The organism is Granulicella sp. L60 (assembly GCF_009765825.1).
Lineage (GTDB): Bacteria > Acidobacteriota > Terriglobia > Terriglobales > Acidobacteriaceae > Edaphobacter.
In genome coordinates, this window is record NZ_LMUR01000018.1 from 1025596 (window position 1) to 1044416 (window position 18821).

Sequence of the window (18821 nt, forward strand, 5' to 3'; positions counted from 1 at the left end):
GAATCGCACAGGAACTATGTCCCCCATCAGCCCATGGCTATCGATCGTAGGAGTTGGTGAAGATGGTTGGGACGGTCTCACCTCCACCGCACGCCAAGCCGTCGCATCCGCTGAGGTCCTCTTCGGAGGCGCACGCCACCTCGCCCTCATACCACCCAACTCAGCGACCAGACACATCTGGCAATCCCAGATCTCTCAAAGTGTAGATGACCTCCTCACCCACTACAGAGGCCACACTAAAGTCTGTGTCCTGGCCAGCGGCGATCCCATGTTTCATGGCATCGGCACCCTCATCACCCGCCGCCTCGACCCCTCCGAGTACCAAGTCCTCCCGCAGCTCTCCGCCTTTACCCTCGCCTGCGCCCGCCTCGGCTGGCCCAGCTCCGACACCCCCCTCGTCTCCCTCGTCAACAGCCCCGCCGAGTCCATCGTCCGCCATCTCTACCCCGGCCAGCGCCTCGTCATCTACTCCCGCGACCGCACCACCCCCGCCGCCGCAATCGATCTTCTGCAACGCCACGGCTACAGCCGCAGCCAGGTCACCGTCTTCGACCGCATCGGAGGCCCCGCCGAAACCCGGCACGACACCATCGCCTCCTCCTTGCCCGCCAACGAGTTCGCCGACCTCAACGTCATCGCCGTCCTCTGCGTAGCCGATCCCACAGCCCATCCCCTCTCACCCATCCCGGGCCTCCACGATGACGCCTTCGACACCGACGGCCAGTTCACCAAACGAGAGGTCCGCGCCGCCACCCTCGCCCGCCTCGCACCTCTCCCCGGCCAAACCCTGTGGGACGTCGGCGCAGGCACCGGCACCGTCGGCATCGAGTGGATGCGCGTCCATCCCTCCTGCCGCTGCATCGCCTTCGAGCAGCGTCAGGACCGCGCCGACCGCATCGCCGTCAACGCCCGCCGCCTCGGCGTACCCGGCCTGCAAGTCGTCTTAGGCTCCGCCCCAGCCATCTTCGAAGGTGCAGGTCTCAGGGGATACGACGCAAGAGATACCCCCCCGCCCGACGCAATCTTCCTCGGCGGAGGCATCACCGTACCCGGCCTCATCGAAGCCTGCTGGAGTCGTCTTCCCATCGGCGGCCGCCTCGTCGCCAACACCGTCACCGTCGCCGGCGAAGCCGCTCTCGCCGCCTGGCAGGCCACCCACGGCGGCGACCTCATCCGCATCGCCGTCTCCCGCGCAGCCCCCATCGGCGGCATGCTCGCATGGCGTCCCCTCAGCCCCATCACCCAACTGGCGGCAACCAAGTCATGACCCAACAGATAGCCATCGGCATCGGAGCCTCGTCCAAAGCAGTCGCTCAAGACATCCTTACTCTCATTCAAAGCTGCATCCTCAAAGTCGATGCCGCCACAACCGCAAGCACAACCCAACACCCAACCATCCCAACAATCCTCGCCACCCTCGACCGCCGCGCCGACATCGCCTCCGTCGTAGCCTCCACGCTTGGTCTCCGCCTCGTTCTTTTTCCCGCAACTGTCCTCGCCGAAGTCCGCGGCGTCAAAACCATATCCTCCATCGCCGCCCGCACCACTGGCAGCCCCAGCATCGCTGAGGCCGCCGCCCTCGCCGCCCTGGGAGACCGCGCCCATCTCCTCCTCGAGCGTCAAACCGGCAATCAATGCACCTGCGCAATGGCGGTTCTTCCATGACAAACATGACAGTTCACTTCATCGGAGCCGGCCCCGGAGCCAGCGACCTCCTCACCCTCCGCGGCCGCGACCTCATCCAATCCTCGCCCGTCTGTCTCTACGCCGGCTCGCTCATACCCCAGGGCATCCTCGCCCACGCGCCACCCGGAGCCCGCATCGTCGACACCTCCGAACTCACCCTCGACCAGATCATCGAAGAGATCGTCGACGCATATAAGCGCAACCTCGACGTAGCCCGCCTCCACTCCGGCGACCTTTCCATATGGAGCGCGCTCGCCGAACAGACCCGCCGCCTCACCGCTCTCGGCATCCCCTACGACATCACCCCCGGAGTGCCATCCTTCGCCGCCTCTGCCGCCGCTCTCGGCCAGGAGCTCACCCTCCCCGAGGTCGCCCAGACCCTCATCCTCACCCGCACCGCAACCCGCTCCACCAAGATGCCTCTCGGCGAAGACCTCATCACCCTCGGCCGCACCGGCGCTACCATGGCCATCCATCTCTCCATCCAGAACCTCGACCAGATCGTCTCTCAGCTCTCACCGCTCTACGGCCCCGACTGCCCCGTCGCGGTGGTCTACCGCGCCAGTTGGCCCGACGAAAAGATTCTCCGTAGCACCCTCGCCGAAATCAAAGAGGTCATCGCTCAATCGGGCATCGAGCGCAACGCCCTCATCTTCGTCGGCAGATCGCTGGGCCAAACCGCCTTCGGCGAAAGTTACCTCTACTCCAAAGCCCGAGACCGCACAGAGTAACAGCGACCAACGGGAGCCGCACCCGAAGGGTATATAAATCACGAAGTGATCGCCGTCCGGGCAGGGCATATCTTTCTATAAAACCATGACCAAACGCATCCTCATCCTCGGAGGCACAAGCGACGCTCTCGAACTAGCCAACCACCTCTCCACGAACGAGCGCTTCCGCCTGATCTACTCCCTCGCCGGTCGAGTCGAACACCCACGCGTACCCAATCAGAGTTGCGAGATCAGAAAAGGAGGATTCGGCGGCATCGACGGCCTCGCCTCCTATCTCACCACCCATCGCATCCAAGCCATCATCGACGCAACCCACCCCTTCGCCGCACAGATCACCCGCCACGCCGAAGTCGCCTCGCAAACCACCGGCATCCCCCTCCTTATCTACGCAAGACCACCATGGACCTCTCTCCCGCAGGACCGATGGCACGAAGTACCCAACCTCCAACACGCCGCCGCCCTCATCCCATCCCTGGGCAGACGAGTCTTCCTCGCCATAGGCCGACAGGAGGTCTCCGTCTTTGCTTACTGCACGGATGCACACTTCCTCATTCGCTCCATCGAACCACCCACCGGCCCTCTACCCCCCGACGCCAACATCCTTCTCGCCCGCGGCCCCTTCTATCTTGACGACGAACTCACCCTTCTTCGCGACCACGCCATCGATGTGATCGTCACAAAGAACAGCGGAGGCCCCGCCACCTATCCCAAAGTAGAAGCCGCCAGAGAGATGCAGATCCCCGTCATCATGGTGCAGCGCCCACCCGCGACCTCCGCCCGGCCTGTCACCACGATCCCCGCCGTAGAAGAGTGGCTTAAAAGCTAAACGCCTGCGCGGCGAGCGATCACTTCGTGATTTACATGCCGCGTCGCGTAGTCCTCCCGTTGGTCAGCACAAAGATAGAAGCGACCAACGGGAGCCGCACCCGAAGGCGTATATAAATCACGAAGTGATCGCCCGCCCGCGCAGGGCGACCGGCCGTCAGGCCCTATCTCTATTCCTCATCCAAATCATGCACCGGCTGCTTCGCCGAAGCCAAAATCTTCTCCGTCAACATCGGCGGCACCAAATCATAGTGCCCCATCTCCATCCTGAAGCTCCCCCGCCCCTGCGTCATCGACGTCAGGGTCGTGCTGTAGCTCAACATCTCAGCCATCGGCACCTCCGCACGCACCATCGTCCCCGCGCCTCCGCTCTCCATCCCCAGCACCCTCCCACGCCGTCCCGTGAGGTCCCCAATCAGCGCCCCCGCAAACTCATCCGGAGCCTCCACATCAACGCGCATTACCGGCTCCAATAACGCGGGCCTCGCCTGCTCCATGCACTTCCGAAATGCCAGCCGCGCCGCCATCTTGAACGACATCTCACTCGAGTCCACCTCGTGAAAACTGCCGTCGAACACCGTCACCTTGATATCGACCACCGGAAAACCTGCCAGAAATCCACGCGCCGCACACTCATGCACACCCTTCTCCACTGCAGGCACATACTGCCGCGGAATCGCACCGCCAAAGATATCGTTGGCAAACACCACCCCACTCCCGCGCGGCAGCGGCTCAATGCGCAGCCTGCAATCGCCGAACTGCCCATGCCCCCCGGTCTGCTTCTTATGTTTCCCCTGCGCCTCCGCTCGCGCCCGAATCGTCTCCCGATACGGAACCTTCGGCGCTCGCAGGATCACATCCGTGTGATACCGCCGCTTCAACTTCGACACCGTCGATTCAATATGCAATTGCCCCGCCCCCGCCACCAGAAACTCGCTCGTCTGCGGATCGCGAAAGAAGCGCAGCATCGGATCGTCTTCCATCAATTTGTGCAGCGCAGGCGCAAGCTTATCCTCATCCGCTCTCGACCTCGGTTCAATCGCATACGTCATCGCCGGCTCCGGCATCACCGCCGGCTCCAGAAAGATCTCATGCGCCTTGTCCCCCAGCGTGTCCCCAGTCAGCGTCACCCGCAGCTTCGCCACCGCCCCCAGATCGCCCGCATGCAACTCCTGCACCTCCACCGCTTTTCGCCCCTGCATGATGCACAGATGCGCCAGCCGCTCCGGCTCATGACGCGTAAAGTTCTGCACCACCGTATCCGTCTTCATGGACCCTCCCACCACCTTGAAGAACGAGATCTTCCCTGTAAACGGATCCGTCATCGTCTTGTACACATACAGCGCCAGCGGCTCGCCATCCTCCACCCGCCGCATCACAATCTCCTCCTGCCCCACATCATGAAGAACACCATTTCCTTGCATCATCGCTCGCGCCGCCAAAGGCTCTCGCTCCGTCGGAGCAGGCGCATACACTTTCAGAAAGTCCAGCAGATGATCCGTCCCCACATTCTTCAGTCCGCTCGCATACAGCACCGGAAAGATCCGATCCTCCCGAATCGCCTCATGCAGCGCCGTCACCAGATGAGCCTCGGGAATTGTTCCGTCCCGGAAGAACTCCTCCATCAACTCATCCTTCCCCTCCGCCACCAGCTCCACCAAAGCCTCGTGCGCCTCCTTCGCATCCGCCATCACCGTCGCCGGAATCTTCCCCACCTCCCCATGCCCATCCCCATCCGGCTTATATAAAAACGCGTTCATCGTCACCAGATCCACCACCCCATGAAACCCAAGCTCATCCACAATCGGAAGCTGCACCGGCACTACCTGCCGCCCCCACCGCTCCTGCATCAGCTCGATCATCCTCCTCCGACCCAGCCTGCTATCCGCCTTCGCATGATCTACCTGGTTCACCACCAACACCCGCGGCAACCCCACCTCAGCCGCATAGTTCCACACCCTGTCCGTCACCGCCTCAGCGCCAATCTGCGCATTCACCACCACCAGCGCCGCCTCCACCGGCAGCATCGCCGCCCTCGCCTCATGCAGAAACATATGAAACCCCGGCGTATCCACTAGGTTGATCTTCACCCCGCTCCACTCCGCAAACGCCACCGCGTTACACATCGTTGTCCTGCGCGCCACCTCCTCCTCGTCATAAGCGGTCACTGCCGAACCATCCTCCACCCGCCCTCGCGCAGGCGTCATCTTCGCCGCGTGCAGCAGCGCCGAAATCAATGTCGTCTTCCCGCTATGCGCCTGACCCACCACCGCAACATTGCGGACATCGCTTCCCATATAGGTCTTCATCATCAGCTCCTCTTTCCACCTCGGCACGTACCGAGATGACAGCGAACTATTAGTGCCTATAGCTGTTACGAATAGAAATCCGTGGGAATGCAGTGCGTCATCCGACCGCCCCATTCCTCTGCCATACCCTCGCGCATCGCAGCGACGGAGGCATCCACATTCGAAGCGCATCAAAGGCGCTCGCCCGGGAAAGCACGGATGCTACCACAAACAACCCAGACTTTTCGCCCCACTCTCCCGGCCATCTTGCACAAACCGAACCCCGCATCGACACGCAACCGCAGTCCCACCCGCACATAACCAAATCCCCCAGGGCATCACGTTCACGCCCCGAGGCATCAAAGTGTATTAGAGCAATAGAGCTATCTCTCGCGGAGGTCACGAGAATCCGGGATGCTGCGAGCATCACCAATACGCGCACTGCCAAGTCCGCGCTGCAAAACCGCCTGAATCAAATTCGTCGCCCGACGATCTCCCCACAGGCCGATCCACAAGTGTACGAACGATCAAACGCAAAGCCCTCATCGTCCCTGCTTCGAAAGGATCCTCCCAGCATGATGCCCCTCCCCAAGGCTCCCTCTCCCCGCCCCGCCCATCTACTCAAAATCGCCCTCGCCTACACCCTCTGCTCCGCCTCCGCCTTCGCCCAGTTCCGCGCCTCCATCCAGGGCACCGTCACCGACCCCACCGGTGCCGTCATCCCCGGTGCCACCCTCACGCTCACCGACACCGACACCAACCACGTCATTACCGCAACCTCCAACACCAGCGGCGTCTATAACTTCAACGCCCTCCCCACCGACCACTTCACCCTCACCGCCGATGCCAAGGGCTTCAAGTCCAACAAGATTCAAGGCGTCCGCATCATCCCCGACCAGCCCAACGCCGTCAACATCCAGCTTGAGATCGGCGACACCTCCACCACCGTCACCGTCAACGGTGACCAGGTCTCCGCGCTCGAAACCGAGACCGCCACCACCAGCGGCGTCGTCGACAGCAACCAGATCCAGCACCTCCCCTCCGCCGGTCGTGACGTCTTCCAGCTCGCGCAACTTGCACCCGGCGTCTTCGGCGACGGCTCGCAGGGCGCCGCCGGTGGTACGCAGAACCTCCCCGGCACCAGCGGCCCTGGAGGCAGCACCAACAGCTCTGGAATCTTCCAGACAGAAAACGGTCCCCAGGTCGTCTCCAACGGCTCGCAGAACTCGACCAACGGCATTAGTATCGACGGCATCAGCACCGTCAGCGCCGTATGGGGCGGAACCTCCGTCATCACGCCTACGGAAGACTCCGTCGGCAGCGTCAAGATCGTCTCCAACTCCTACGACGCAGAGGACGGCCGCTTCACCGGCTCTCAAATTCAAGTCACATCCAAGAGCGGCACCAACGACTGGCACGGCAGCCTCTTCTTCCGCGCCAACCGCCCTGGCCTCAACGCCTACCAGCGCTACAACAGCAGCGGTTTCTTCAACACCGGCACACCCGCTGAGCGTGGTCTCACCCGCGACACCCAGCAGTTCAACCAGTACGGCGGCAGCGTCGGCGGTCCCATCTGGAAGAACAAGGTCTTTGCCTTCTTCGCCTACGAGACCATTCGTAACAACTCCTCCATCACCGCCACCGGCTGGTACGACACCCCCGCCTTCGACGCCCTCGCGCCCGCTAACAGCATCGCATCCACCTACCTCACCTTCCCTGGCGCAGGCGTCGCCTCTGCCGGTCTCATCAATCAGAACTGCGCCAGCATCGGTCTCCAGGAGGACGTCAACTGCCACGCCATCGCAGGTCAGGGCCTCAACCTCGGCTCGCCCATCACCACCGGCCTCGGTAAACAGGACCTCACCTGGAAGAGCGCCACCAACCCCGGCGTAGGGGGCGGTCTCGCGAACGTAGCCGACATCGCCAACTACACCACCGTCAATCCAACTTCGATCACCGAAGCCCAGTACAACGGACGCCTGGACTCCGATGTCACCAAAAAGGACCACGCAGCCTTCGCCATCTATTGGGTGCCGGTCAGTACCACCGACTACAACGGCGCCGTGCGTCCCTACAATCTCTACCACCACATCGGGATCAACGACGCCTTCTCCGTCATCTGGAATCACATCTTCTCCCCCACTCTCCTAAACGAGGCTCGCGCCAACGCCGCCGGCTATCGTTGGAATGAAGTCCTCAGCAATCCGCAGGAGCCCTTCGGCCTGCCCACAGCCACCGTCGATACCTTCGGCACCCTCAACGGCGGTTCACCGGCCTCCACGTACTACGCCTTCGGAGCACCCGGCCCCAGCAACCTCAACCAGTGGACCTATAGCTACAAGGACGTCGCCACCAAAATCTCCGGCAATCACACCATCAAGTTCGGCGGCGAGGTCACCCGGCTCTACTACCTCAACAACCAAACTGCCTCAGCCCGGCCCAGCTACAACTTCTACAACATCTGGGACTTCCTCAACGACGCCCCGCACACCGAGGCTGGCACCTTCAACCCCCTCACCGGCACCCCCACCACCAACCGCCAGGACAACCGCGAGAACATCTACGGCTTCTTCGCCCAGGACGACTGGAAGGCTCTTCCCAACCTGACCTTTAACTTCGGTCTCCGCTACTCCTACTTTGGTTCTCTCACCTCCAAGCAGAACAACCTCAGCACCGTCGTCCTCGGCTCAGGCGCCAGTGCCTTCACCGGCCTCACCATGCGTCGCGGCGGTAGCGTCTGGAGTCCGCAGAAGGGTAACTTCGGCCCCCAGTTCGGCTTCAACTACAGCCCGCCGCACCTCAATAACCGCGTCGTCATCCGTGGCGGCTACGGACTCAACTACAACCAGGAGGAGATCGCGATCGCCTCCAGCGGAACCAATAATCCTCCCGCCATCGTCAACGCCAGCTTCAGCAGTGGAAGCCCTACCAGCATCAACCCCGCCATCGTCTACGCCATCGCGTCCGATCCGCACTCGCTCCTCGGCTACCCCGCCAACCAGAACGCCATCACTGCCTTCAACAGCGCAAATCTGCCCGTCTCCGGAGGCATCGGCGTCACTGCATTCCCGGCAAATCTTCCCACCGCCTACACCCAGCACTTCACGCTCGATACCCAGTACGACCTCGGCCATCAGTTCGTCGCGAACGTCGGTTATCAAGGCAGCGTCACCCATCACACCATCATCCAGTCCAACGCCTACGTCACCGCCGTGGCCCAGGGGCTGCCCCTCAACCCGCTCATCAACCAGGTAGACTTCTACGGCAACAACGGTGGCGCGAACAACAACGCCTTTTTGGTCGGGCTAAAGCACGACATGTCCCATCACTTCCAGGCCGAAGCGCAGTTCCAATGGGCCAAGTCCATGGACGACGCCTCTTCTCCCTTCTACGAAGACCCCTACCCCTACGCCCCGCAGTACGCCCGCGGACGTTCGGACTATAACGTAGGCAAGGCCCTTAAAATCTTCGGCCTCTGGCAGCCCGTCATCTTCCACGGAAGCCACGGCTGGGTCGAGAAGGTCGTCGGAGGCTGGTCCGTCAGCGGCATCTTCAACCTTCACTCTGGCTTCCCTTGGTATCCCGTCGTCAATGTGACAGGCGGCAACCTTTACTATCCCAACAGCGGCTACACCCAGCTCCGTCCCGCCTCCTATAACGGCGGCGCAGGCCACGACACCAGCAACGACGCCTTCAAATCCGGCCCCGGCGTAGGTAGCGGCCAGAACAAGAACTTCCCCCTCGCCGGCCCCAACCAGCCCTACTTTACCCTCCCGGCCTACACCATCGGCTCAGGCATTCCCCAGGCCCCAGGCGTAGCCCGAAACTCCTTAGACGGACCCGGCTACCGCGACGTCGACGCCACCATCACCAAGGCCTTCGGTCTTCCGAAGCTGCCCATACTTGGCGAAGACGCCAAATTCGAAATCCGCGCCGACGCCTTCAACCTCTTCAACCTTCTTAACTTCAATCCCACCAGCATCGCCAACGACGTCTCCTCCACTAACTTCGGCCAGGCCCAAAGCGCCCTAGGCGGCCGCGTCATCAACCTCCAAGCCCGCTTCAGTTTCTAGGGGCATCAATACTTTTCTGAAATAGATCACCTTTCCTGTGCACAAGGCAGAAAAACTGCCTTCATTCTGAGCGAAGCGAAGAACCCTATACTTTTTCTCGAAGTGCTTTGCTCTCCACCATGGGAGAACAATACTTCTAAGACGCGCTGTCAACCTCCCATTGGTTGGGTTTAGTGTCCAGAGTGGTAGGGATGGTTGGCCAGGATGGTGAGGGTGCGGTAGACCTGCTCGGCCAGGACGACGCGGGCTAACTGGTGCGGCAGCGTGATGCGGCCAAGGGAGAACAGAAGGCTGGCGCGCTGGCGGGCGGTGGGGGACCAGCCGTCCGCAGGGCCGATGGCGAGGACGAGACGCTGCGCGCCGCCGTCGCGTATGCGGCCTATGTGAGCAGCGAACTCTTCGGAGGAGTACTGCTGGCCTCGGCTGTCGAGCAGGACAGAGTAAGCGGGGATGCGACCGGGACTGCGGTCGAGCCAGTCGAGCAGAGCGACTTCGGTCTCGAAGAGCTGGGAGTCGCAGGGGGCGTAGTGGCCGATGCGGTCGATGTAGTCGGCGAGGAGGCGGTCGGTCGGCTCAGACTTGCTGCGGGAGCGGCGAGGGAGAATAGAGGTGAGGGTGATCTTCATCGGCTCTGTAGTTTGGCTCGTCGACGCTTAGTTTCGCTATGGGAAATCGATTTGCTCACGCTTCGTGCGTCGGCAGCGGACGAGAAGGCCCCCAGGGGCCAAAGCCCAGATCTGGCGAGAGAGACCCAAGGCTAAAGCCATGGGTCCTTGAAGCTAGAGTATCTTCCTCAATAATGTAGAGCGAGGCGCTTTGAGAAAAACACAGGGGTTCTTCGCTTTGCTCAGAATGACGATAATTTCTACTTTAGAACAACAGCTAAAATTCTCTAGAAGCCTTAAAGCTTGAGGCTACCGGTGCGATTTGAGAAGATCTACTTCTTTTTGGCAACGGCCTTTTTTGTAGTTTTGGCAGGATTTTTTTTGGCAGCGGTCTTTTTCGCTGGGGCCTTTGCAGCTGGCTTGGTTGCGGCTGCTTTCTTCGCGGTGGGCTTTGCGCGTGCAGCCTTCTTCGACGCCGCGGCTTTGATGGGGACGACCTTTTTGCTGACGGCCTTCTTGGCAGTTGTGGCCTTTAGAGCGTCGGCCTTTGGAGCCTTGGCGCGGGTGCTGGTGATGCGTGCCTTCAGGTCGGCGTTCAACTCTTCTACGCTGATGGTGGTTGCGGATTTGCGCAGACGCTCGAGGCCGTAGAAGGCGCGCTTTTCGGCGGAGAAGACGTGGACGATGAAGTCGACGTAGTCCATGAGGATCCACTCGCCCTGGCGGCGACCTTCAACGGAGTTGGGATAAACGCCGAACTCGCGCTTGAGGCGGATCTCGATCTCGTCCGTGATGGCGACGTTCTGGCGGTCGTTGGTTCCGTTGCAGATGAGGAAGTAGTCGGTGAGGCCGCTCTCGGCAGGATCGAGCGCGAGGATGCGGATGTCTTCAGCCTTCTTGTCTTCGCAGGCGGCGGCGGCGGCGAGCAGCAGCTGGTTCGTTTCAATTGTGGGCATGAGACTCCTTGGAGTTCCATGGTAGCGGGTTGTGCGGCTGGAAGCCAGCTTATGTGTGGCGCAGGTAGGACGCAATCTGGAAAATACTGGCGCGCTCGGCTACTTTTTTTCGAGGTGGAGCATGATGCGGTGATTTGCCAGTCTAAGTTCGTCGACGATGACGAAGTAGCGGCTGAAAGACTCGCGGAACAGGTCTTCGGTGATGTGAGCGTAGATGGCGTCGCGGCCGCGGACGAGCTCCTGAAACATGGTGTCGGTGGGGGGAACCCACTCGAGGATGAGGTGGCGCGTCGTCAGGGTGCTGCACAGGCTGGCGATGCGGCCCATGGGGATCTGGCTGCGTAGTAGCAGATGATGCAAGACCGCGAGCATCAGGACGGTATCGAAGTGACCGGTGCATCGGCTGAGGAACGAGGCGTTCTCGCGGTTCTCCCATCCAGCTGCGGGGGTGGGATGGGAGAGATCGACGCACAGCGGGAGGATATTTTTGCCGGTCTCTTTTGCAGAGGAGCAGAGACGGTCGATGGCCTGCAGATCGGTGTCGATGGAGACGACTTCGGCTCCTGCATCGGCGGCGAGGTTGGAGTAGACGCCTGTATTGGAGCCTACATCGAGGACGTGGGTGGGCCGGGCGTTCAGCAGCGCGCGAGTGACGAAACCTCGTTTGCGTTTGTGGTCGTCTTCGTCGTAATGAGTTGCGGTGTGGGCATAGTCCGACCATGTAGAGGAGCGTTGGGCGGGGGTCACCTTGCGCATCTGCAACAGGAGATTTTTGAACGTCTTCTGGAGGATGTGCCTGGCGAGTTCGGGTTCCACGGAACGAGTGGCAATGGTGCCGCCCTTGAGCTTTTTGCTGCCTGCGAGCACGGACGGGAGGGTGACTGCGGAGAGAGCAGGTTGCTGCAGCCTAGCGACCAGGGGAAGCGCGGCGTAGATGTCTTCGGGCTCGTAGCCGTCGCGGCGGATGATGGCTGCCTGCAGGGGCCAACCGAGTCGCGAGTGGGCGAGCATGGGCAGGAGAAACGTCCGGACAAACTGGCCGTAGGCGATCCAGATGGGCCGGTTGGGGTCGGCTCGTTCGATGGAGAGAACGTCGACGAAGATTGGCCGCGCACCTTGAAAGAGGACGTTCAGCGGGGTGGCGTCTTTCAGGATCCAGCCTTGCTGGAGGAGCTCGCTGCAGAGATTCAGCGTGAGTTCGGCGGCGGCGAGCCAGAGTGCGGGCGACCACTCCCAAGGGAAGGATTGAAAGGAGATGCGAGGGTGGCGCAGGACGAGCGTCTCTGCTCCGGCGGGGGATACGATCTCGCTGGCTACGAGGCGGCCTTGTGCGACGAGCTCGTTGGCCAGAGGAGTTGCGAGGAAAGCGAGGATGTCCTGATCGAAGGGCGCATGAATGCTGCGATAGGCGCCGTCAGAGCGAAGTTCGACACTGCCCGCGGGGTCGCGAAAGGTGGTGAGAGGCGGGAAGGTCAGGAGCTCGGCCATAGAGAGAGTTGCGGTGGAGGAAAGGTTGCCACACCACCGGTGTCTCGGCGATGCAGGAGGAAGATCTGAACTATTAGCAAGTCATATAGACCACGGCGCGGATTGAAAAGTTTCATATCAGACCCAGATTTCTCACTCAGATCTCTCAGGATGTGAAGGCGGACGGTACAGCCTGTGTATGTGGATGTACTGCGATATGGCGGCCGGCAGCAGATCGTCGCAGGGGTCGCCCGCTTCGAGACGCTGTCGGAGATCGGTTGATGCCACATCTTCGTGAATGGTCTCGAGCATACGGACGCGGCTGAGCTGTGAGGGGGTGAGGTGCAAGTCGTCGAGGCTGTCGAGTGAGAAACCGGGACGGCTGACGACGATCCACTCCGCGAGTTCGAGCAGGCGTTCGGACTGATGCCAGCGGGGCATGCCGAGGAAGCTGTCCGCGCCGACGAGATTGAAGAGCCTGGCTTCGGGCATCTGCTGGCGCAACGCGGCAAGGGTGTCGACGGTGTAGTTCGGGGTGCCGTCGGGGTGTGGCGCGTCGAGCGTGGAGACGGTGAAGCGAGCGTCGGAAGCGCAGGCGAGTTGCACCATGGCGAGGCGGTCGGCGAATGGGGCCATTGCGCCGTCGGGCTTCAGCGGCTGACGGCCTGCGGGAGTGAATAGCACGGTGTCCAGATGAAAGGCGTTCGCGGCCGCGGTGGCGATGGCGATGTGCCCGAGGTGGGGAGGGTCGAAGGTGCCGCCAAAGAGGGTTACGCGCATGGGATATTGTCTCGCATGGCTTCCGATGCGATAGCGTGCATCTACAGGCCCAGCGCCTCGTTCACGTCGCGGACGAGATTACGCAGATAGCTTCGCTTGTTCAGCAGCGTCACCATTGCCTCCTTCGCCCTGGTCTTTGCGGCCTCGTCGTCTGCATCGACGCCGGCGTCCCAGGCGGACCAGAGTACTTCGAGCTGTGCCTGCGTTTCGACCATCTTTGCGTCGAAGGCGTCCTTGGCGGTCATGAGGTCGCGCCTCAGCTCGGGCTCATCCTCGCCCATCTGCTTGGCTGCGCGCATCTCCTGCAGCTGCATGTTCAACTCAAAAACCTCCTCAAGCAGCTCGGGGGGGACGATCTGTTTTTTCTGCTCTCCTGAGGCGCGGGCCGCATCGGTCGCGGACTTTGACTGCTCCTCGAGCTCTACGCCTTCGAGTGTAAGGAGATATTGGGTTCGCGAGATCGCATCTTTCAGAGTGCGATAGGCGTCGTTGAGCAGTGAGCTTTGAGCGAGAGCGGCCTCCTGCTCCGCCATCGGCTTGGATGCGAAGCGGTCCGGATGGAGCTTGCGGCTCATCGTGTAGAACTGCTTCTCCAACGCCACAACATCCAGCGTCAGTTTGCGTGGGAGATTGAAAAAAGAAAAGTAATCCATCGGTTTTATTCTAGGCTTTCATGCGTCTAGAAGGGACCATTCGTCGCGACGTGTGCAATCACGGCCTCGAGGGGCGCGGTCTGTTTTTTATATGCGGCCAGAATGCAGGTCTTGTCGGTTCCGCAGCGATTGCGGACTGCAGGGAAGGACTGCTGCGAGTCGCCGAGGTCGCCTCGCTGGCCCATACCGACAAACTGGATCGCAATCTCGAAGTAAGCGGTCATGCGTGCGTCGGCTTGCAGAAGCGTGGGAGTACGGCAGATGGTTTTTTCGGTGGGATTGGCTGCTTTCGCGCAGTCGATCGGTGAGGCCGCGTGCGCAGTGAGAGAGGCTACAGCCAACGCCGATGTCAGGTGAACTTTCATCACGCTTGCATGAGCCGCCTCGGTCGCCGGATGGAGTTATGCGGTGAAGCTGGACCCACATCCGCAGCTCTTGGTGGAGTTGGGATTGATGAAGTTGAAGCCCTGGCGCATCAGCGTCTCTTCGAAGTCCAGCACCATTCCATGTAGATAGATGAAGCTTTTAGGATCGACGAACAGGCGGATGGGCGCACCGTTTGTGGGATCGCCTACGGTCGTCATTCCGGAGCCGAAGGAGTAGACGCGATCACGCTCGCGTGGCTGGGTGTCGAAGCGGATGTTGTAGCTCAGTCCGGAGCAGCCGCCTCCCTGAATGCCAACACGGAGGCCGCCCTGATCAGGCGAGACGTTCTCCTTCGCCATAGCGATGCGTATCCGCTTGAGCGCCTTGTCGGTGATCTGAATTCCCTTCTTTCCTGGCTCCTGATCTTCGGCGGTGAGCACATTCATTCCGGCAAGCGGGTCTTTCTTCTCACCGGAGACAGCAGCAGCGTGGGCTGCCTCCATCTCTGCCGCGGTTTGTAGGGTGACCATCGCCATATCGCCGTCCTTACCTTCAATACAACGTCATCAATACAATACGGTAGCGACGCGACTGATTCATGCGCCGCTACCGTTGTCTCTAACTCATGCTGCCGCTCTGAAGCTTAGTGAGCAACCGCAACTGCCGCCGGTTCGGCGACGCTGTTCTTCTTCTTCCAGTCGCCGATCGCCGCACGGATCGCGTCTTCTGCGAGGACCGAGCAGTGAATCTTAACCGGAGGAAGCGCAAGCTCCTTCACGATATCGGTGTTCGAGATTGCGAGCGCCTCGTCGATGGTCTTGCCCTTCACCCACTCGGTTGCGAGCGAGGAAGAGGCAATGGCCGAGCCGCAGCCGAAGGTCTTGAACTTGGCATCTTCAATCACATTGGTCTCGGGGTTGACACGAATCTGAAGCCGCATCACGTCGCCGCACTCGGGTGCGCCCACCAGGCCGGTGCCAACTTCGCTCGAAGCCTTGTCCATCTGACCGACGTTCCGGGGATTATTGTAGTGGTCAATTACCTTGTCGCTATATGCCATGATTACTGCCCTCCATCGGGTCTCACTTCTTTAGATGATAACTCTTATCGTTATGGTGCGCGCTTTACGACAGCCACCAGATTAGTGCGCTGCCCACTCAATCTTTGTGAGGTCGATGCCTTCCTTGACCATCTCGTACAGGGGCGAGAGCTCACGCAGTTTGGAGACGACGTCGATCAACTTATCAGAGACGTAGTCCACTTCGGCCTTAGTGTTGAAGCGGCCAAGTCCGAACCGGATGGAGCTGTGCGCCACGTCGTCGCCCAGGCCCAAAGCCTTCAATACATATGATGGCTCGAGTGTGGCCGAGGTGCAGGCCGAACCGGAGGAGACCGCGATGTCGTTGATTCCCATCAGCAGACTCTCTCCCTCGACGTAGACGAAGCTCATGTTGAGGTTGCCGGGCAGGTGATGGTCCATGTTGCCGTTGACGTGCACGTAGTCCAACGCCTTCTCAAACTTGGCTTTGAGGTAGTCGCGAAGCTCGATGAGGCGCTTGCTCTCGGCCTCCATCTCCTCGCCCGCGATCTCGCAAGCCTTGCCGAGGCCGACGATACCCGGGACATTCAGTGTGCCGGAGCGCATGCCGCGCTCGTGGCCTCCGCCGTTGATCTGTTCGGAGATCTGCACGCGCGGATTGCGGCGACGAACGTAGAGCGCTCCTACACCCTTGGGTCCGTAGATCTTATGCCCGGAGAGTGAAAGCACGTCGATATTGTCTTTCTGCACATCGACAGGGATCTTGCCGACTGCCTGCACGCCATCGGTGTGGAAGATAACGCCCTTTTCGTGGCAGAGCTTGCCGATCTCGGCGATCGGTTGGATTACGCCAATCTCGTTGTTCGCATACATCAGGCTGACGAGGATGGTCTTGTCGTCGATGGCGTGCTTCAGGTCTTCGATGTCGACGAGGCCGTCTGCCTGTACCGGCAGGTAGGTGACGCGATAGCCCTGCTTCTCGAGCTTCTTGCAGGTGTCGAGCACAGCCTTATGCTCGGTAACCTGGGTGATGATGTGGTTGCCGCGCTCGCGGTACATCTCTGCGATGCCCTTGATGGCGAGGTTGTTGGACTCGGTGGCGCCGCTGGTGAAGATGATCTCTTTTGCGGTCGCGCCGATCAGTTTGGCGATCTGTTCGCGTGCCTTTTCGACGGCCTGTTCCGCCTCCCAGCCAAAGGAGTGGTTGCGGCTGGCAGCGTTACCGAAGACCTTGCCGAAGTACGGCATCATGGCATCCAGCACGCGTGGATCCATCTGCGTCGTTGCGTGGTTATCCATATAGATCGGCAGCGTGACGCCGGCCGGCAATGGTTTGGTGGACTCACTGATCACTACGCCGTTGTTGCTCATATCGTTGCTCATCGTTACTCCTGAACTTTTGTGTGATCGTTAAAAACTATTCCGTTGCCAGCCGATGATCGCGCCGGTTGAATGCTAGATTGCGATGCTTACCAGACCACCGCCCACCGGGGCGCCTGTCCCGGCATGCTCTCCGTCTCCAGATTCGATCAGGTCTGCGATGCGGATGCCATTCAGCAGATCCTTGATGCTGTCGTTTACTTTACGCAGTGGTTCTTTGATGGTGCAGTGACCCGCAAGGTCGCAAGTTCCGTGGATCGTAATGCAGCTTGTGATGAAGAGCGGCCCGTCGATGGCACGAATGACCTCGAACGCTGTGATCTCATTTGACCGCCGGGCGAGTGCGTATCCGCCGTTGGTACCGGCGTGGGAGACGAGAAGACCGGCCTTCGCCAGTGTCTGCAGAATCTTTGCGAGGAGCTGCGGAGGAATATGGTAGGCCTCGGCGATGTCCTTCGCGCTATGCGCGCTGCCGTCGGTCTGCTCTGCAAGATACTTCAGAGCCATCAGACCGTAATCCGCTTTTTTGGTCAGACGCAGCATATAGGATTCGCTCCCGCACCGGAAAATTGTTACAACTCAGACAATTCCAGTCCTAGATAGTGTACGTCCGGAGCGTCCGGCATGCAACCATGCTTTGTCACGCACTTGCCATAAATTCACCACGTATTTGCAAGGCGAAATCCAGCCAAATCGGTGTTGACAAGGAAGGCGTGGACGGGCAAAATCCATACCATTCATACCTTCCTCCCCCCAAATGACAGCTACTTGCAAACATCCCATCGTTAAGATCGTCGCCCGCGAGGAAGACGCGGAGTTCGTTGAATGCCAAAGCTGTGGAGAAGTATTTGATTCCGCAGAGTTTAGCGATATCGCCATAGAAGAGGAAGAGTCACTGACCAAGACGCCGGCTGAAGATTAAGCGGCTGTCTGTTCGTGAGGGGAGCTCATCCTCTGAATCACAATAAAAGCATACTGGGCGGCAGATAAGGGAGCTAGCACCGCGATGGCGCGCAGCAGAACGTCGCGCAGTGTCGAGAGCTGCGTTGCGGCGAAGATCTTCTGACAGAGCACCGCGATCAGGGCAATGATCTGCATGAGTGTGTTGAGTTTGCCGAAGAGGCTGGGGCGGAAGTCGCGCAGGCTCCCTGTGGCGAAGAGCAGCGTGGAGATCAGCAGAATTCCTACGTCGCGGCTAAAGACAAGTACCGTGACATAGCGCGGGATCAGGCCAACGTGGGTCAGGACCACAAAGAGAGTGCTGAGGAGGAGCTTGTCGGCGATAGGGTCGAGATACTGTCCGAGCGTCGTCTTTTGACTGAGCCATCGTGCCAAGAGTCCGTCGAGCGCGTCGCTGATACCGGCGAGCATAAAGAGCGCGAAAGATGCAGTGTAGTGCCCGTCCAGGATCTCGATTACAAGAAAGGGGATGATGAACAGCCGCATGAGCGTAAGTAGATTCGGCGCGGCGCGAAATTGGCTTAGAAAGGGCACGTCCAGGGTCACTCAATCGTAAATCAAGTCAGTCGCAGGTTGCTCATGCATGTACGTTGCATTTACACTGATAGGACGCACAGGCGCGTAGCTCAGTTGGTTAGAGCGCTACCTTGACACGGTAGAGGTCAGCGGTTCGAATCCGCTCGTGCCTACCATATCCTTTTCATAGCTTATGGGTAAAAGACGCATTAGTTTCTCTGTCGTCTTCACAGTCGCCCCAGGCGCAGGTTTTGCCAAGCCTGTTCAATATGGCTTCGGTACTACTCAGACCAGAAAACACAATCGCTTGGCTTCGCGTATAAGTCATCAACCTTCCATCGTGCAAAGGGTCTTATAAAAGCTCCGCATTCAACTGCAGAGGGCGATTAGATAAGAGATCTGCATACTTCTGGTGGATGGTTCATTTTTTACTGCAACTGGGCCGTTCGGTGTAGCCTATCGCTAAATACAAAGAATAATGAATAGCTCTTCCCAG

General features: G+C 60.1%; 17 protein-coding genes and 1 tRNA gene. 6 read left to right on the forward strand and 12 right to left on the reverse strand.

The genetic code is table 11. From position 1 onward, the window contains the following. The first annotated feature begins 16 nt into the window (after positions 1-16). The 4 genes from cbiE (at position 17) to GSQ82_RS14595 (ending at position 3243) form a co-directional block, all read left to right on the forward strand. Positions 17-1267 (forward strand): precorrin-6y C5,15-methyltransferase (decarboxylating) subunit CbiE, encoded by a 1251-nt coding sequence (gene cbiE, locus GSQ82_RS14580; RefSeq protein ID WP_174243079.1) that lies wholly within the window; start codon positions 17-19, stop codon positions 1265-1267. Next, the gene (locus tag GSQ82_RS14585; protein WP_158792961.1) at positions 1264-1665 is read left to right on the forward strand and encodes a cobalamin biosynthesis protein; all 402 of its coding nucleotides are present in this window, start codon (positions 1264-1266) and stop codon (positions 1663-1665) included. Before cbiE ends, GSQ82_RS14585 begins: the two co-directional genes overlap by 4 nt. Continuing rightward, complete coding sequence (gene cobM / locus GSQ82_RS14590) at positions 1662-2417, forward strand: precorrin-4 C(11)-methyltransferase (RefSeq protein WP_254061655.1); 756 nt, start codon at positions 1662-1664, stop codon at positions 2415-2417. Before GSQ82_RS14585 ends, cobM begins: the two co-directional genes overlap by 4 nt. Positions 2418-2502: 85 nt before the next feature. Beyond that, the gene (locus GSQ82_RS14595; RefSeq protein ID WP_158792962.1) at positions 2503-3243 is read left to right on the forward strand and encodes a cobalt-precorrin-6A reductase; all 741 of its coding nucleotides are present in this window, start codon (positions 2503-2505) and stop codon (positions 3241-3243) included. 169 nt (positions 3244-3412) lie between these two features. Here the strand turns inward: GSQ82_RS14595 and fusA are convergent, their stop codons facing one another. Next, positions 3413-5554 carry an elongation factor G gene (gene fusA, locus GSQ82_RS14600; RefSeq protein WP_254061656.1) on the reverse strand — a complete coding sequence of 714 codons (2142 nt, stop codon included), beginning with the start codon at positions 5552-5554 and terminating at the stop codon, positions 3413-3415. A 551-nt stretch (positions 5555-6105) separates the two neighbouring features. Between fusA and GSQ82_RS14605 the strand changes: the two genes are divergently transcribed. Continuing rightward, positions 6106-9603, forward strand: a complete 3498-nt coding sequence (locus tag GSQ82_RS14605) for a TonB-dependent receptor (RefSeq protein ID WP_158792963.1) — start codon at positions 6106-6108, stop codon at positions 9601-9603. Between the two features lie 170 nt (positions 9604-9773). Here the strand turns inward: GSQ82_RS14605 and GSQ82_RS14610 are convergent, their stop codons facing one another. From GSQ82_RS14610 to GSQ82_RS14660, 11 genes are all read right to left on the reverse strand, one after another. Next, a complete protein-coding gene (locus GSQ82_RS14610) occupies positions 9774-10229 on the reverse strand; it encodes a 23S rRNA (pseudouridine(1915)-N(3))-methyltransferase RlmH (protein WP_158792964.1) in 456 nt (151 codons plus the stop codon). Between the two features lie 311 nt (positions 10230-10540). Continuing rightward, on the reverse strand, positions 10541-11164 hold the full coding sequence (rsfS, locus tag GSQ82_RS14615) for a ribosome silencing factor (protein ID WP_158792965.1): 624 nt from the start codon (positions 11162-11164) through the stop codon (positions 10541-10543). 99 nt (positions 11165-11263) lie between these two features. Then, the gene (locus GSQ82_RS14620; RefSeq protein WP_158792966.1) at positions 11264-12652 is read right to left on the reverse strand and encodes a class I SAM-dependent methyltransferase; all 1389 of its coding nucleotides are present in this window, start codon (positions 12650-12652) and stop codon (positions 11264-11266) included. Between the two features lie 132 nt (positions 12653-12784). Next, entirely contained in the window at positions 12785-13411 is a 627-nt protein-coding gene (gene nadD / locus GSQ82_RS14625) for a nicotinate-nucleotide adenylyltransferase (RefSeq protein WP_158792967.1), read from the reverse strand. A 41-nt stretch (positions 13412-13452) separates the two neighbouring features. Continuing rightward, entirely contained in the window at positions 13453-14064 is a 612-nt protein-coding gene (gene hscB, locus GSQ82_RS14630; RefSeq protein ID WP_174243080.1) for a Fe-S protein assembly co-chaperone HscB, read from the reverse strand. A 26-nt stretch (positions 14065-14090) separates the two neighbouring features. Then, positions 14091-14429, reverse strand: coding sequence for a lysozyme inhibitor LprI family protein (locus GSQ82_RS14635; protein ID WP_158792968.1), 339 nt, complete (start codon positions 14427-14429; stop codon positions 14091-14093). A gap of 36 nt (positions 14430-14465) precedes the next feature. Continuing rightward, positions 14466-14966, reverse strand: a complete 501-nt coding sequence (locus GSQ82_RS14640; protein WP_158792969.1) for an iron-sulfur cluster assembly accessory protein — start codon at positions 14964-14966, stop codon at positions 14466-14468. A 107-nt stretch (positions 14967-15073) separates the two neighbouring features. Next, positions 15074-15490, reverse strand: coding sequence for a Fe-S cluster assembly scaffold IscU (iscU, locus tag GSQ82_RS14645; protein ID WP_158792970.1), 417 nt, complete (start codon positions 15488-15490; stop codon positions 15074-15076). Between the two features lie 81 nt (positions 15491-15571). Then, entirely contained in the window at positions 15572-16840 is a 1269-nt protein-coding gene (locus tag GSQ82_RS14650) for an IscS subfamily cysteine desulfurase (protein ID WP_158793705.1), read from the reverse strand. An 84-nt stretch (positions 16841-16924) separates the two neighbouring features. Beyond that, positions 16925-17392: an Rrf2 family transcriptional regulator gene (locus GSQ82_RS14655; protein WP_158792971.1), complete on the reverse strand. Its 468-nt coding sequence runs from the start codon at positions 17390-17392 to the stop codon at positions 16925-16927. A gap of 375 nt (positions 17393-17767) precedes the next feature. Next, positions 17768-18343 (reverse strand): CDP-alcohol phosphatidyltransferase family protein, encoded by a 576-nt coding sequence (locus GSQ82_RS14660; RefSeq protein WP_158792972.1) that lies wholly within the window; start codon positions 18341-18343, stop codon positions 17768-17770. Between the two features lie 81 nt (positions 18344-18424). Here GSQ82_RS14660 and GSQ82_RS14665 point away from each other — a divergent pair. Further along, positions 18425-18501 (forward strand) — tRNA-Val (locus GSQ82_RS14665). The last annotated feature ends 320 nt before the right edge of the window (positions 18502-18821 follow it).

Coding starts and splice junctions, on each gene's coding strand:
- cbiE (WP_174243079.1), top strand. CDS start 17: ATGTCCCCCATCAGCCCATGGCTATCGATCGTAGGAGTTGGTGAAGAT.
- GSQ82_RS14585 (WP_158792961.1), top strand. CDS start 1,264: ATGACCCAACAGATAGCCATCGGCATCGGAGCCTCGTCCAAAGCAGTC.
- cobM (WP_254061655.1), top strand. CDS start 1,662: ATGACAAACATGACAGTTCACTTCATCGGAGCCGGCCCCGGAGCCAGC.
- GSQ82_RS14595 (WP_158792962.1), top strand. CDS start 2,503: ATGACCAAACGCATCCTCATCCTCGGAGGCACAAGCGACGCTCTCGAA.
- fusA (WP_254061656.1), bottom strand. CDS start 5,554: ATGATGAAGACCTATATGGGAAGCGATGTCCGCAATGTTGCGGTGGTG.
- GSQ82_RS14605 (WP_158792963.1), top strand. CDS start 6,106: ATGATGCCCCTCCCCAAGGCTCCCTCTCCCCGCCCCGCCCATCTACTC.
- GSQ82_RS14610 (WP_158792964.1), bottom strand. CDS start 10,229: ATGAAGATCACCCTCACCTCTATTCTCCCTCGCCGCTCCCGCAGCAAG.
- rsfS (WP_158792965.1), bottom strand. CDS start 11,164: ATGCCCACAATTGAAACGAACCAGCTGCTGCTCGCCGCCGCCGCCGCC.
- GSQ82_RS14620 (WP_158792966.1), bottom strand. CDS start 12,652: ATGGCCGAGCTCCTGACCTTCCCGCCTCTCACCACCTTTCGCGACCCC.
- nadD (WP_158792967.1), bottom strand. CDS start 13,411: ATGCGCGTAACCCTCTTTGGCGGCACCTTCGACCCTCCCCACCTCGGG.
- hscB (WP_174243080.1), bottom strand. CDS start 14,064: ATGGATTACTTTTCTTTTTTCAATCTCCCACGCAAACTGACGCTGGAT.
- GSQ82_RS14635 (WP_158792968.1), bottom strand. CDS start 14,429: ATGAAAGTTCACCTGACATCGGCGTTGGCTGTAGCCTCTCTCACTGCG.
- GSQ82_RS14640 (WP_158792969.1), bottom strand. CDS start 14,966: ATGGCGATGGTCACCCTACAAACCGCGGCAGAGATGGAGGCAGCCCAC.
- iscU (WP_158792970.1), bottom strand. CDS start 15,490: ATGGCATATAGCGACAAGGTAATTGACCACTACAATAATCCCCGGAAC.
- GSQ82_RS14650 (WP_158793705.1), bottom strand. CDS start 16,840: ATGAGCAACAACGGCGTAGTGATCAGTGAGTCCACCAAACCATTGCCG.
- GSQ82_RS14655 (WP_158792971.1), bottom strand. CDS start 17,392: ATGCTGCGTCTGACCAAAAAAGCGGATTACGGTCTGATGGCTCTGAAG.